Source organism: Cellulomonas sp. (assembly GCF_036279715.1).
Lineage (GTDB): Bacteria > Actinomycetota > Actinomycetes > Actinomycetales > Cellulomonadaceae > Cellulomonas_A.
The window spans coordinates 1-14,063 of record NZ_DASUIR010000053.1; the positions used below are offsets into that span (position 1 = coordinate 1).

Consider the following 14,063-nt stretch of genomic DNA (forward strand, 5'->3'; position numbering starts at 1 on the left):
CCCGGGATGGCGCACGGCGTCGTCTGCGGCAACGTCTTTGCCTCGCCTTCTGCTTCGCAGGTCTACTCCGTGGTCCGCGCCGCCGACAACGCCGGCGGGGTGCTGCTCGGTTTCGGCAACTACGCCGGGGACGTCCTGCACTTCGGGCAGGCCGCCGAGCGGCTGCGGGCGGAAGGCCTCGATGTCCGGATCGTGACCATCACCGACGACATGGCGTCCGACACGGCTGCGAACTCGCTGTTGCGCCGGGGCATCGCGGGCGATCTGCTCGTGTTCAAGATTGCCGGTGCCGCAGCCGAGGCGGGCTGCGACCTCGACGAGGTCGAGCGGGTCGCGCGCAAGGCCAACGCCCGGACCCGCTCCCTCGGCATCGCATTCGGCGGCTGCACGCTGCCCGGCGCGGACCATCCGCTGTTCGAGGTGTCAGGCGCCACCATGGCGATCGGGCTGGGCATCCACGGGGAGCCCGGGATCTCCGTCGCGCCGCTCGGCACCGCGGACGATGTCGCCGACGCGCTGCTCGACGGCATCCTGGCGGAGGAACCGGAGCGCGGTGTCGACGGCTACGAGGGTCGCGTCGCGGTCTTGCTGAACGGCCTCGGCGCCACGAAGTACGAGGAGCTGTTCGTCGTGTACGCGCGGATCGCGGATCGGCTTGCGCGGATGGGACTGACTGCCATCGAGCCCGAGGTCGGCGAGCAGGTGACGAGCCTCGACATGGAGGGACTGTCGCTCACGGTCACGTTCCTCGACGCCGAGCTCGAGGGGTACTGGACGGCACCGGTGGACACCCCTGCATTCCGGCGGGGTGCCTCGTCTCACCGGCCGCGCCGCGTCGCGCGAGTCGAAGCCGACGAGCAGGCGGCGATCGTCCCCGGCTCGGCAGAGTCGCAGGAGCTGGCCGCTCGGCTCGCCGCTGCGATCGACGCGATGGTGCTGTGCGCCCGCGAGAACGAGCAGCAGCTCGGTGACCTGGACGCGGTGGCGGGCGACGGCGACCACGGACAGGGCATGGTGCTCGGCACCAGCGGTGCCGCTCGAGCGGCCGAGGCGGCGCTCGCAGCTGGTTCGGGTGCCCAGACGCTTCTGATCAGAGCCGGCGGGGCGTGGTCCGAGAGCGCTGGCGGTACCTCCGGGGCGCTGTGGGGGGCGGCGCTCGCGGCGATGGGCGCAGCGCTGAGCGACTCCGTCGGGGCGGACGAGGACGAGCTGCTCGCCGCGGTGCGTGCCGGTACCGACGCGATCGTGCGGCTGGGCGGCGCAGCACCGGGTGACAAGACGATGGTCGATGCGATCGCCCCGTTCATCGACACGCTGACCACGTCTCGTGCGGGTGGCGCCTCGCTGCACGAGGCCTGGGCAGCGGCGGCCGCCGTGGCCGCCGTGGCCGCGGAAGCGACTGCCCTCATCACGGCGAAGCGTGGTCGAGCCCGCACGCACGGCGAGCACAGCCTCGGCCATGCCGACCCCGGTGCGACGTCGTTCGCCCTCCTGATGGCTGCCGTCGCACCCGTGCCCGCAGACGCCGACCAGACCGATCCCCCTTCGTCCACCTCGCTGACCGGAGTCCTCTCGTGACCTTTCGCATCGTGATCGGCTCGGACTCCGCCGGATACGCGTACAAGGAGGCCCTCAAGAAGGACCTGGCCACCGACACTCGAGTGAGCGACGTCATCGACGTCGGTGTGGGAGCCGACGCGGACACTACCTACCCTCACGTGGCCGTGGAGGCGGCCCGGTTGGTCGCGGCAGGGGAGGCCGACCGCGCCCTGCTCATCTGCGGGACCGGCCTCGGGATGGCGATCGCCGCGAACAAGGTGGCGGGCATTCGAGCTGTCACGGCGCACGACGGGTACTCCGTCGAGCGTGCAGTCATGTCGAACAACGCCCAGGTGCTCGCGTTCGGCCAGCGTGTCGTCGGTCTGGAGGTCGCTCGGCGCCTCGCGCACGAGTGGCTCGGGTACGAGTTCGACGAGACGTCGCACTCCGCCGCGAACGTGGCCGCGATCTGCTCCTACGAACCAACACCTCTCCCCACGTGACCACCTGGGTGGGCACGAGCTGGAAGATGAACAAGACGCTGGCTCAGGCTCGCGACTACGCCGAGACCCTGGCCGCCACCGACCCGGGACGGTGGCCCGGTGTCCAGCCGTTCATCTTGCCGCCGGCCACCGCGTTGGCAAGCGTCAGCGCGGTGCTCGGGCGGGGCTCGCACGTCCTGGTCGGCGCGCAGAACGCGCACTGGGCCGACGACGGCGCGTGGACCGGCGAGGTCTCGGTACCCCAGGTCGCCGACGCCGGGGCGACGATCGTGGAGATCGGGCACTCGGAGCGGCGTGCGTACTTTGCGGAGACCGACGCGACCGTCAACCTCAAGGTGCAGGCATCGCTGCGGCATGGCCTCACCCCGCTGGTGTGCGTCGGCGAGCCGGACGAGGTGTTCGCGTCCGGCAGCTCCGTGCTGCACGTGCTCGACCAGGTCCGCGCAGCCCTCGACGGCGTCGACGACGTGTCGTCGGTCGTGCTGGCCTACGAGCCGATCTGGGCCATCGGCTTCAGCGGCCGGCCGGCCGCGGCGGCGGACATCGCCGACGTGTTCGCTGCGCTGAGCGCCGAGTGGGGCAGCGCTGTGAGGGGCATCCTCTTCGGCGGCTCGGTCAATCCAGGCAATGCGCTCGCGACCCTGGGCGTCGACGGCGTCGACGGGCTGTTCATCGGGCGTGCCGCGTGGGATGTCACGGGATTCATCGGGCTCCTCGACCTCGTGGCCGCCCGCTGACCCTCCTCCACGAGGTGGTCGACGATGGACGCGTAGGCGCCGTACTTGCGCCGGTAGGCGGCGTCGACCATCAGCGGACGCGCCGCCGACTGGTTCCATGGCACAAGCAGACCGCCGGCGGCCGCCGTGCGGGAGTCCCTGGTGAGACGGGTACCGGCAGTGCCACCGTCGGCGCCGCCGGGCGACGCTCGTCGTTGGCCCCGATCTCGTCGGCGCGTCGCGCTGGTCGCGTGTATAGGATGCTGGTCGTGGGTACAGCAGCCGTACCGGACGAACGCTCGGCATCGGACCTGACCGCGCGCGCGAGGATCCGCGACGTCGCGATCGAGTCGTTCGCGGACGAGGGCTTCGGCGCCTCGTTCCGGACCATCGCCACGCGCGCCGGCGTCTCCCCGGGCCTCATCACTCACCACTTCGGCTCGAAGGCCGCGCTGCGGGCCGAGTGCGACGCCGAGGTGCTGCGGCACTACCAGGCGCTGAAGACCGAGGCCATCGCCGACCCGAGTGCGTACCTGTTCGCACGCCTCACCGGACCGGGCATCGCCAGCACCGTCGTCGTCTACATGCTTCGAGCGATCAATGCGGGCGGTGAGCCGGCCCGCCGCTTCCTGGACAGCCTCGTCGACCAGGCCCGCATCGTCATGGCCGACAGCGTCGCGAGCGGGTTGGCGCGTCCGTCGCGCGACGAGGAGGCGCGGCTGCGCTACCTCACCCACCAGACGATGGGCGCGATGCTCGTGCGGTTCGTGACGTCGCCCGGCCTCACCCCGGACGAGTTCGTGGCGTCCCTGCACGACGCCGAGCAGGAGGCCGTCCTGCCGATCCTCGAGCTGTACACCGAAGGGCTGCTGACCAGCCGCCAGATGCTCGACGACTACCTGGAGTACCTGTGGGAGCCGCCCAGCGAGCGGTCCGAGGCCGGATCCTCGGAGCAGACCGCGTGACGGCGTCCGCCGCCCGCCCGCACAGCCGCAGACGAAGGAAAGTGACGATGCCCGCACCGCAGATGGCCGTCGAGGTCGAGGGCCTGACGAAGAGCTTCGGTCGAGTCCACGCGCTGCGTGGTCTGGACCTGACCGTCCCCGTCGGTCAGGTCACGGGCTTCCTCGGCCCGAACGGCTCGGGGAAGTCGACGACGATCCGCATCCTGCTCGGTCTGCTGCGCGCGGACGGCGGGCGGGTCGACGTCCTGGGCGGCGACCCCTGGGCGGACGCCGTGCGCCTGCACCGGTCGATCGCCTACGTCCCGGGCGACGTGACGCTGTGGCCCAACCTCACCGGCGGAGAGGCGATCGACATCCTCTCGCGGCTGTCCGGCTCCCTCGACCCGAAGCGCAAGAAGACGATGCTCGACCGGTTCGAGCTCGACCCGACGAAGAAGGCCCGTGCGTACTCGAAGGGCAACCGGCAGAAGGTCGCCCTGGTCGCCGCTCTCGCGTCGGACGCCGAGCTGCTGCTGCTCGACGAGCCGACGTCGGGCCTCGACCCGATCATGGAGGCGGCGTTCACCGAGTCGATCCTCGAGGTGAAGGCCGACGGCCGTTCGGTGCTGCTGTCGAGCCACATCTTCGCCGAGGTGGAGCGGCTCGCCGACCGCGTGACGATCATCCGCGACGGCGTCACGGTCGAGGCGGGCACCATCGCCGAGCTCCGCCACCTGACGCGCTCGCAGGTGACCGTGGTGCTCGACGGTGGCGTCGACGGCCTTGCTGCCCTGCCCGGGGTGCACGACCTCCAGCGGCTCGACGGCCACGTCACGTTCGCGGTCGACGACGCGGAGCTGCCGGCGGTCCTGAGCGCGGTTGCCCGGCTCCAGCCGCGGTCGCTCGTCGCCAACCCGCCGTCGCTCGAGGAGCTGTTCCTGCGCCACTACGGCGACGAGCTCGCGGCGCTGAGCGGCGGCGACCGATGACTTCGACAGCAGTGCGGACACCGACGGCGGTGCAGCGCCCGGCAGCCGACACCCTGGCCGGGCTGGGCTCGATGGTGCGGCTCGTCGTGCGGCGCAACCGCGTCCGCCTGGCGGTGTGGTGGGTGGTGCTCGTCGGGATGTTCGCGTACGTCGGTTCGTACTACAAGAGCGTCTTCACCACGCAGGCGGCGCTCGACGACTTCGCCGCGCTGAGCAACACGCCGGGGATCAAGGCGCTCACCGGGCTGGCCGCGGCACCGGCCACGCTGGGTGGTGCGGTGTGGACGAAGATCTGGATGACGAGTGCGCTGTCGCTCGCGTTCGGCGTCGTGTTCCTCGTGACGCGCAGCGGGCGCGCCGACGAGGAGGCCGGTCGCACCGAGCTGCTCCGCTCGCGGGTGCTCGGCCTGCACGCCTACTCCGCGGCGTCGTGGCTGGTCAACGCGGCGCTGTGCGTGGCGGTCGGCGCGGGCCTCGCGCTGGCTTCGGTAGCCGGTGGCCTCGACCCGGTCGGCGCGGGCGTCACCGGCTCGCTCCTCACCGGTGCCTCGGTGACCGGCGTCGGGCTCGTGGCGCTCGGCATCGGAGCCATCGCCGGTCAGGTCGCGTCGACCTCGCGCGGCGCGAACGGGCTCGGATCGATCGTCCTCGGCGTGCTCTACGTGCTGCGGATGGTCGGCGACCTCGGCGACGGCCGCCTCACGTGGGTCTCGCCCCTCGGGTGGGGGCAGGAGATGGCGCCGTGGGGCGCGGACCGCTGGTGGCCGTTGGCCCTGCTCATCCTGCTGGCCGCCGTCCTCCTCGTGGTGGCAGGTCTGCTCGAGGCGCGCCGCGACCTCGGGTCCGGGCTGGTCCCGGAGCGTCCCGGCCCAGCCGCGGCACCCGCGCGGTACTCCACGCCCCTCGGCCTCGCGCTGCGGCTCCAGCGCGGGCCCATCATCGGCTGGACCATCACGATCGTCCTGTGCGCGCTGCTCTTCGGATCCGTCGTCCAGGCCATGACCGACCTGATCAAGGACGCCGGGCCGATGGCGAAGGCGATGTTGGGCGGAACGGGCGTCGACGCGCTGCTGTCCCTGCTCATCGTGATGATCGCCATGATCACCGCGGTGTTCGCGCTGCAGTCCGCGGTCACGCTGCGGACCGACGAGGCGAGCGGGATCGTCGAGCCCCAGCTGGCCGGGGCTCTGTCCCGGAGCCGGTGGGCTCTCGAGCGACTGCTGGTCCCGGCAGTCGGGGCAGCTGTCCTGCTGCTCGTCGGGGGAGCGGGCATCGGTGCCGGCTACGGCTCGATCGTCGGTGACCCGGGTCAGACGAGCCGGCTCGCGGGCGCGGCCCTCGCGTACTGGCCGGCCGTCATGGTGCTGGTCGGCGTCGCAGTGGCGCTGTTCGGGTGGCTGCCGCGCCTCGCGATCCCGCTGACGTGGGGTGTGCTCGCCGCGATGTGGTTCATCGTCATCGTCGGCGACGCGTTGCACCTGCCCGGCTGGGTGCTCGACGCGCTGCCGTTCTCCGCGACACCCACCCAGCCGCTCGAGCCCCTGACCTGGACGCCCCTCGTCGTCATGACGGTCGTGGCCGCAGGGCTGATCTGGGGCGGGCTCGACCACTTCGCGCGTCGCGACGTGCTCCCGGGGTGATGCCCCGAGGTCGCGCGATGCCCGCGACGGTTCGTCGCGGGCGACCGATCGACCAGGGACATGGCGAGGCGCGCAGGCCCTGAGCCTCCGGCGTGCTTGACGGGCAGGTGAGCCGCGGCTCGCTCGACGGCCGTTAGGAAAACGTTATCGATAACAATTGACGAGCGGGCGGAAGAGATGCCAAAGTGGCGCTTGCGTCCCCCTGTCGACGACGACCAGGAGTACTCGATGAAGAAGACCGCACCACTCATGACGGTGGTTTCCGCCCTGCGGGGCGGGCGCAGGACCGGCGAGGACGCCGGTCTGCGGCAGTGCCGGGTGGTGCGTCGGTAGCACCTGCGGTCCTCGGTTCGCCTCGCAACGGGCGAACTTTCCACTCTGTGCAGCTCAACGAAGAGGACAGATCTGATGAACGGTAAGAAGTTCCTGGTGGCCACGGCCGCCCTGTCGATCGGCGCTCTGGCGCTGACTGCCTGCAGCAGCGGCGGTAGCAGCAGCGGTGGCAGCAGCTCTGCCGCCGCCGGTGGCAACGTGTCGATGACCTTCTGGCACAACTCGACCACCGGTGAGGGCAAGGCGTACTGGGAGTCCACGGTCGCCGACTTCGAGGCGGCGAACCCGGGGGTGAAGATCACCATCCAGGCCATCCAGAACGAGGACATGGACGGCAAGCTCCAGACCGCCCTCAACTCGGGTGACGCGCCGGACATCTTCATGGCACGCGGCGGCGGCAAGCTGTCGGACGTCGTCACGGCGGGCCAGGCGCAGGAGGTCAAGGTCGACGACGCGACGAAGACCGCTGTCGGCGACGCGGCGTTCAGTGCGTTCACCGTGGACGGCAAGATCTACGGCATGCCGATGTCGATCCTCCCGGGCGGCATCTACTACAGCAAGGACCTGTTCGCGAAGGCGGGGATCTCCGGGACGCCCGCGACGATCGCCGACCTTGAGGCCGACGTGCAGAAGCTCAAGGACGCCGGGATCGCCCCGATCGCCCTCGGTGCCAAGGACGCGTGGCCCGCTGCGCACTGGTACTACTTCTTCGCGCTGCGCGCCTGCTCGCAGGAGACCCTCGACAAGGCCACCGCCACCAAGAAGTTCGACGACCCGTGCTGGACGAAGGCCGGCGACGAGCTGGCCGCGTTCTCCAAGACGAACCCGTTCAACGACGGCTTCCTGACCACCTCCGCCCAGCAGGGCGCCGGCTCGTCGGCCGGTCTGCTCGCCAACCACCAGGCGGCCATGGAGCTCATGGGTGCCTGGGACCCGGGAGTCATCGCGTCCCTCACGCCCGACCAGAAGCCGCTGGCCGACCTCGGCTGGTTCCCGTTCCCGGCCATCGACGGCGGACAGGGCAAGGCCGGCGCCATGATGGGCGGGCTCGACGGGTTCTCCTGCTCCAAGAAGGCCCCCGCGGAGTGCTCGACGTTCCTGAACTTCGCGATGCAGAAGAAGTACCAGGAGGGCTACGCGAACGCGTTCCACACGCTGCCCGCCAGCAAGGACGCGCAGAGCGTCGTCACCGAGGGTGCCCTGGTGGACGTCCTCGCGTCCTACAACAAGGCGCCGTACGTCTCGCTGTGGCTCGACACGCTGTACGGCCAGAACGTCGGGAACGCGCTGAACGCCGGCGTGGTCAACCTGCTGGCCGGCAAGGGCGACTCGGCCTCGATCGTCAAGTCCGTGGTTGACGCGGCGGCGAAGGAGTAGTCGGCACCATGAGTGACACCTTGGGCGAGGGCAAGCTCGCCGTGACGTCATCGCCCGAGGGTCTGTCTGCAGCCGGGGACGGTGCTCGCAAGGCATCGTCCCCGGCCCGCCGGGTCGGTAGGTCGGGCTGGGGCCAACGCCTGGAGATCGCTCTCCTGGCCGGTCCCGCGATGGTCATATTCATCACCTTCGTGATGCTCCCGGTCCTGCTGGCGGCGTACTACGGGTTCTTCAAGTGGAAGGGCTTCGGCCCGCCCACCAACTTCGTGGGGCTGCAGAACTACGTCACGATCTTGAAGGACAGCACGTTCCACGACGCGCTCGCGCACAACGCGATCATCGTGGTGCTGTCCCTGCTCCTGCAGGGCCCGGCCGCAGTGCTGCTGGCGCTCCTGCTGAACCAGAAGATGCGCGGCCGGTCGCTCGTGCGGGTCCTGATCTTCGTGCCATACGTGGTGTCCGAGGTGATCGTGGGCACCGGCTGGAGCCTCATGCTCCAGACCAACGGCGCGGTGAACGACCTGCTGGTCAAGGCGGGGCTACCGAGCTGGACGGTCGACTGGCTGTCCGACCCGAAGATCGCCATCTGGTCGTTGATGCTCATCATCACCTGGAAGTACATCGGCTTCGCCGTGATCCTCTTCCTGGCCGGACTGCAGGGCATCCCTCAGGAGCTCTTCGAGGCGGCGGCCATCGATGGTGCCTCCTACTGGCAGACGCAGCGGCGCATCACCCTGCCGCTGCTCGGCCCGACGATCCGCATCTGGGCGTTCCTGTCGATGATCGGCGCGCTCCAGCTGTTCGACCTCGTGTACATCATCTGGGGCCAGTACGTGGCAGCGACCGCCGGGACGTCGACGATGGCCACCTACATGGTGGTCAACGGCCGCAACGCCGCGAACTACGGCTTCGGCAACGCCGTGGCCGTGCTCCTGTTCGTCATCTCGCTCATCCTCGCCCTCACCTACCAGCGGTTCGTGCTCAACCGCGACACCGAGGGTGCCCTCACGGAAGGAAAGAAGTGATGGCGACGATCACTGCGCCTCCGCTGAGCCCGACGACGAGCCGCAAGCGGCCCAGCCTGAGCCGGGCCAGCTGGGTCACCTACGTCGTCGCGTTCGCCCTGGTGGGCGTCTGCGTCGGACCGGTGATCTACATCATCATCGGCGGCTTCCGGACCAACTCGGAGATCACCCGCGACCCGTCGGGCTTCCCGTCGACGTGGCAGCTGGTCAACTACTCCGAGGTCCTCAAGAGCTCGATCTTCTGGCGCCAGGTCTCCAACTCGGTCATCTGCGGGGTGTTCACGACCCTCGGGGTCGTCGTTCTCGGAGTGGCCGCGAGCTTCGTGCTCGCCCGCTACAACTTCTGGGGGCGCAACGCGATGTACGCGCTCTTCGCCGCGGGGCTGATGTTCCCGATGACGGTGGCCATCACCCCGCTGTACATCCTGATCCGGGGCCTGGGCCTGACCGACAACCTCGCGGGCATCATCCTGCCGCAGATCGCGTTCGCCCTGCCGACGACCATCATCATCCTCGTGCCGTTCCTGCGGGCGATCCCGAAGGAGCTCGAGGAGGCCGCCTCTATCGACGGCGCGAGCCGGCTCGGGTTCTTCTTCCGGATGGTGATCCCGCTCTCGATCCCGGGTGTGGTGACCGTCGGCATCCTCGCGTTCATCGCGAGCTGGAACAGCTACTTGCTGCCGCTGTTCATCCTCAACAACGAGGGGTCGTACACCCTGCCGCTCGGCGTGCAGGCGTTCGCCGCGCAGTACTCCGTGGACACCGCCCGGGTGCTCGCGTTCACGTCCCTGTCGATGATCCCGGCCCTGGTGTTCTTCTCGTTCTTCGAGCGCCGGATCATCGGCGGCCTGAGCGGCGCCGTCAAGGGCTGAGCCCAGGTGCCCGACGGCGGCAGGGCGCACCGCCGCCGTCGGGCCCGGACCAGTGCTCCGGCTCGACACCCCTGCGTCACGACCAAGGAGAACCGCCCGTGTTCGACGCCGCCCCTGCCCTGCCGCACGCCTCCGAGCGCGTGCGCGCGCTCCTTGCGCAGATGACGCTCGAGGAGAAGCTGGCCCAGCTCGTGGGCTACTGGCTCGACCAGAACGGCACGGTCGCGCCGATGCAGTCCGAGATGGCCGCCGGCCAGCAGGACTCGGGAAAGCTCGGCGAGATCACCCGCCACGGCCTGGGCCACTACACGCGTGTGTACGGCACCCGTCCCGTGGAGCCGGCCGAGCGCGCAGCGTGGCTGTGGGCCGAGCAGCGTCGCCTCAAGCGTGAGACCCGCCTCGGCATCCCCGCGCTCGTCCACGAGGAGTGCCTCACCGGGCTCGCCGCGTGGCAGGCCGCCACGTACCCGACGCCGCTCGCCTGGGGTGCGTCGTTCGACCCCGACCTCGTCCTGGAGGCCGCTCGGGCGATCGGCGACTCGATGCGGGAGCTCGGGATCCACCAGGGCCTCGCGCCCGTCCTCGACGTCATTCGCGACCCGCGCTGGGGCCGGGTCGACGAGTGCATCGGCGAGGACCCGTACCTGGTCGGCACCATCGGCACCGCCTACGTGCGCGGGCTGCAGGAGGCCGGCGTGCACGCGACGCTCAAGCACTTCGTCGGCTACTCCGGCTCGCGCGCGGGCCGCAACCACGCGCCCGTCAGCGCCGGCCCGCGCGAGATCGCCGACATCTTCCTCCCGCCGTTCGAGATGGCGGTGCGCGACGGCGGCGCGCGGTCGGTGATGAACTCCTACACCGACATCGACGGCGTGCCGGTCGCGTCGAGCCCCGAGCTGCTCACGACGCTGCTGCGCGAGCAGTGGGGCTTCGACGGCGTCGTCGTCGCCGACTACTTCGCGATCGCGTTCCTCGAGGTCATGCACCAGGTCGCCGCCGACCGCGGGGAGGCCGCCGCGCTCGCGCTGACCGCCGGCATCGACATCGAGCTGCCCACGGGCGACGCCTACCTGCAGCCGCTCGCGGACCGGGTGCGTGCCGGTGACCTCGACGAGGCGTACGTCGACCGGGCCGTCCTGCGCGCGCTGACGCAGAAGGAGGAGCTGGGCCTCCTCGACCCCGACGCGTTCGAGGACGAGCCGCCGACCGACATCGACCTCGACTCGCCGCGCCAGCAGGAGCTGGCCCGTCGCCTCGCCGACGAGTCGGTCGTGCTGCTGTCGAACGACGGTGTCCTGCCGCTGATCCGGTCGCTGTCGGCACCGGCCCGCATCGCGGTCGTCGGCCCCAACGCCCACCGTGCCGAGGCCCTCATGGGCTGCTACTCGTTCGCCAACCACGTGCTGGCCCACCACCCCGAGTTCCCCATCGGCTTCGCGATCCCGACGGTCTTCGAGGCGCTCGCCGCGGTGTACGGCGAGACCGGCACGGCCCAGCCCGAGCTGACGTTCACCGAGGGCTGCGCTGTCGAGGGCGAGGACACGTCCGGCTTCGACGCGGCTGTCGCGGCCGCGCGGGACGCCGTCGTCGTCGTCGTCGTCGTGGGTGACCAGGCCGGCCTGTTCGGCCGCGGCACCGTGGGCGAGGGCAACGACGCGGACTCGCTCGAGCTGCCGGGCGTGCAGCGCCAGCTGGTCGAGGCGCTCCTCGCGACCGGCACCCCGGTGGTCCTGGTGCTCCTGACCGGCCGCCCCTACGCGATCGACTGGGCGCTCGACGGTCCGGGGGCGAAGCCGGGCGCGGTGCTGCAGGCCTTCTTCCCGGGCGAGGGTGGCGGGTTGGCGATCGCCGACGTCGTGACCGGGCGCGTCAACCCGTCGGGCCGGCTGCCCGTGTCGATGCCGCGCTCCGCCGGCGCGCAGCCCTACTCCTACCTGCGCCCCGTCCTCGGCGGCCCGTCCGGCGTGACGTCGACCGACTCGACCCCGCTGCGACCGTTCGGCTTCGGGCTGTCCTACACGTCGTTCGCGTACTCCGACCTGGTGCTGGACGCGACGGTCGGGTCCGGCGGTGTCTTCGAGGCGGCCGTGACCGTCACCAACACGGGAGACGTGCCCGGCACCGACACGGTCCAGCTGTACGGGCACGACGTGCTCGGCACGGTCGCCCGGCCCGTCGTGCAGCTGCTCGGCTACACGCGCGTCGAGCTCGCACCGGGGGAGTCCGTGCGCGCGACGTTCTCGGTGCCGACCGCACGGTTCGCGTTCTCCGACCGCCGGCTCGTCCGGATCGTCGAGCCCGGCGACGTCGAGGTGTGGGTCGGCTCGCACGCCGGCGCCTCGGGCGCTGTCACGACCACCGAGGACTCCACCGGCGGCGCCATCGCCAACGGCAAGGTCGCCCAGGCGCGGGACATCCCGGGGACCGCGACGGCCCGCGGCGTCGTCGCGATCACGGGCGACGTCCACGAGGTCACGGCCGACGACCACCGCTGGGTGGAGGTCAAGGTCGTGCCCGCGTGACGATCGCGCGCAACCCGCTGCTGCCCGGCTGCTACCCCGACCCGACGATCTGCCGGGTCGGCGAGGACTACTACCTGGCCTGCTCGACCTTCGAGTACGTCCCCGGGCTGCCGGTCTTCCACAGCCGCGACCTCGTGAGCTGGGAGCAGATCGGGCACGTCGTCGACCGGCCCGGTCAGCTCGACCTCGACGGCATCGCGTCGTCGGGCGGGCTCTACGCCCCCACGCTGCGGCACCACGACGGCGTCTTCTGGGTGGTCTGCACCCTCGTCGACCAGCAGGACGGCGCCCGCGGCGGCAACTTCCTGATGACCGCGACCGACCCCGCGGGCCCGTGGTCCGACCCGGTCTGGCTCGACGCCGCCGGGATCGACCCGTCGATCTTCTTCGACGACGACGGTCGGGTCTGGGTGCACGGCACCCGGCCGGCACTCGAGCCCGCGTGGCACGACCAGACCGAGGTGTGGGTACGCGAGCTCGACCCGGCGACCAAGCAGCTCGTCGGGCCGGAGAACGTCATCTGGAACGGGGCGCTGCGGGACGTCGTGTGGGCCGAGGGGCCGCACCTGTACAAGGTCGACGGCACGTACTACCTCCTCGCCGCTGAGGGGGGAACCGAGTTCCACCACGCCGTCTCGGTCGCGCGCGCCGACTCGGTGACCGGGCCGTACGTGGGCTGCAAGGGCAACCCGATCCTCACCCACCGGCACCTGGGCCACGGGTCAGACGTCATCGGCGTCGGACACTCCGACCTCGTGCAGGCTGCGGACGGCAGCTGGTGGGCCGTCCTGCTGGGCATGCGGCCGTACGGCGGCTACCACTACAACCTGGGCCGCGAGACGTTCCTGGTGCCTGTGGTCTGGGAGGACGGCTGGCCGGTGTTCGCTCCCGGCGTCGGCCGCGTGCCTGCCGAGGTCGACGTGCCGTTCGCCCTCCCGGCGCGTCCCGGGGCCGCGCAGGGCGTTGCGTCCGGAGTCGTCCGTCCCGACGATCTGCGCTGGACTGCGCTGCGCCGACCTGCCGCGGAGTTCGCCACCGCGCGCGGCCACGGCTGGGACCTCCTGATGCGGCCGGCGACGTTGAGCGAGCCGGGGACGCCGGCCTTCCTCGGGGTGCGGCAGCAGCACCAGGACGTCGACGTGCACGCGACCGTCCGCGCCGACCTTGCGCCGGGGGAGGACGTCGGTGTGGCCGTACGCCAGTCGGAGGACGACCACGTGCGGCTCTTCGTCACGGTCGCGGACGGGGGGGCGAGCCGCAGGGTCGTCGCCGTCCACCGCCGCGCCGGCGTCGAGACCACCCTCGGGGAGCTGGCGCTGCCGGGTGCCGGCGACGGACCGGTGACCCTGACCGTCTCCGCCCGCGGGCAGGACTACACCCTGCTCGGCGGGGTGGCCGGCGACGAACCGGCGACAGTCGCGGTCGTCGACGGCCGCACGCTCGACAGCGTCGCGACCGGCGGCTTCCTTGGACTGTGGATCGGGGTGTACGCCACGAGCAACGGGCGCCCGACGACGACGGTCGCGCACGTGGAGACATTCGAGTACGTGCCGGATCCGCGTGCGGAAAATCACTCAGGAATCCGCGAATCGTAACGATACGA

The 14,063-nt window shown here is 71.0% G+C and carries 11 protein-coding genes; all 11 read left to right on the plus strand.

Annotation, left to right across the window (positions count from 1 at the left end; all coding sequences use genetic code 11):
* A partial coding sequence (locus VFW79_RS05850; RefSeq protein ID WP_329676379.1) for a dihydroxyacetone kinase family protein occupies positions 1-1,578 on the plus strand: 1,578 nt, incomplete at its 5' end.
* Positions 1,575-2,042, plus strand: a complete 468-nt coding sequence (locus VFW79_RS05855) for a ribose-5-phosphate isomerase (protein ID WP_329676380.1) — start codon at positions 1,575-1,577, stop codon at positions 2,040-2,042. The genes VFW79_RS05850 and VFW79_RS05855, both read left to right, overlap by 4 nt.
* Positions 2,039-2,779, plus strand: a complete 741-nt coding sequence (locus tag VFW79_RS05860) for a triose-phosphate isomerase (protein ID WP_329676381.1) — start codon at positions 2,039-2,041, stop codon at positions 2,777-2,779. The genes VFW79_RS05855 and VFW79_RS05860 overlap by 4 nt, the downstream gene beginning before the upstream one ends.
* 248 nt (positions 2,780-3,027) lie before the next feature.
* A complete protein-coding gene (locus VFW79_RS05865) occupies positions 3,028-3,723 on the plus strand; it encodes a TetR/AcrR family transcriptional regulator (RefSeq protein ID WP_329676382.1) in 696 nt (231 codons plus the stop codon).
* A 47-nt stretch (positions 3,724-3,770) separates the two neighbouring features.
* Positions 3,771-4,691 carry an ABC transporter ATP-binding protein gene (locus VFW79_RS05870; RefSeq protein ID WP_329676383.1) on the plus strand — a complete coding sequence of 307 codons (921 nt, stop codon included), beginning with the start codon at positions 3,771-3,773 and terminating at the stop codon, positions 4,689-4,691.
* Positions 4,688-6,331, plus strand: a complete 1,644-nt coding sequence (locus VFW79_RS05875) for an ABC transporter permease (protein ID WP_329676384.1) — start codon at positions 4,688-4,690, stop codon at positions 6,329-6,331. Before VFW79_RS05870 ends, VFW79_RS05875 begins: the two co-directional genes overlap by 4 nt.
* A 408-nt stretch (positions 6,332-6,739) precedes the next feature.
* Entirely contained in the window at positions 6,740-8,041 is a 1,302-nt protein-coding gene (locus VFW79_RS05880; protein ID WP_329676385.1) for an extracellular solute-binding protein, read from the plus strand.
* Between the two features lie 8 nt (positions 8,042-8,049).
* Positions 8,050-9,066 carry a sugar ABC transporter permease gene (locus tag VFW79_RS05885; protein ID WP_329676386.1) on the plus strand — a complete coding sequence of 339 codons (1,017 nt, stop codon included), beginning with the start codon at positions 8,050-8,052 and terminating at the stop codon, positions 9,064-9,066.
* Positions 9,066-9,938, plus strand: a complete 873-nt coding sequence (locus VFW79_RS05890; protein WP_329676387.1) for a carbohydrate ABC transporter permease — start codon at positions 9,066-9,068, stop codon at positions 9,936-9,938. The genes VFW79_RS05885 and VFW79_RS05890 overlap by 1 nt, the downstream gene beginning before the upstream one ends.
* Before the next feature lie 98 nt (positions 9,939-10,036).
* A complete protein-coding gene (locus VFW79_RS05895; RefSeq protein WP_329676388.1) occupies positions 10,037-12,460 on the plus strand; it encodes a beta-glucosidase family protein in 2,424 nt (807 codons plus the stop codon).
* Positions 12,457-14,055, plus strand: coding sequence for a glycoside hydrolase family 43 protein (locus VFW79_RS05900; protein ID WP_329676389.1), 1,599 nt, complete (start codon positions 12,457-12,459; stop codon positions 14,053-14,055). The genes VFW79_RS05895 and VFW79_RS05900 overlap by 4 nt, the downstream gene beginning before the upstream one ends.
* The last annotated feature ends 8 nt before the right edge of the window (positions 14,056-14,063 follow it).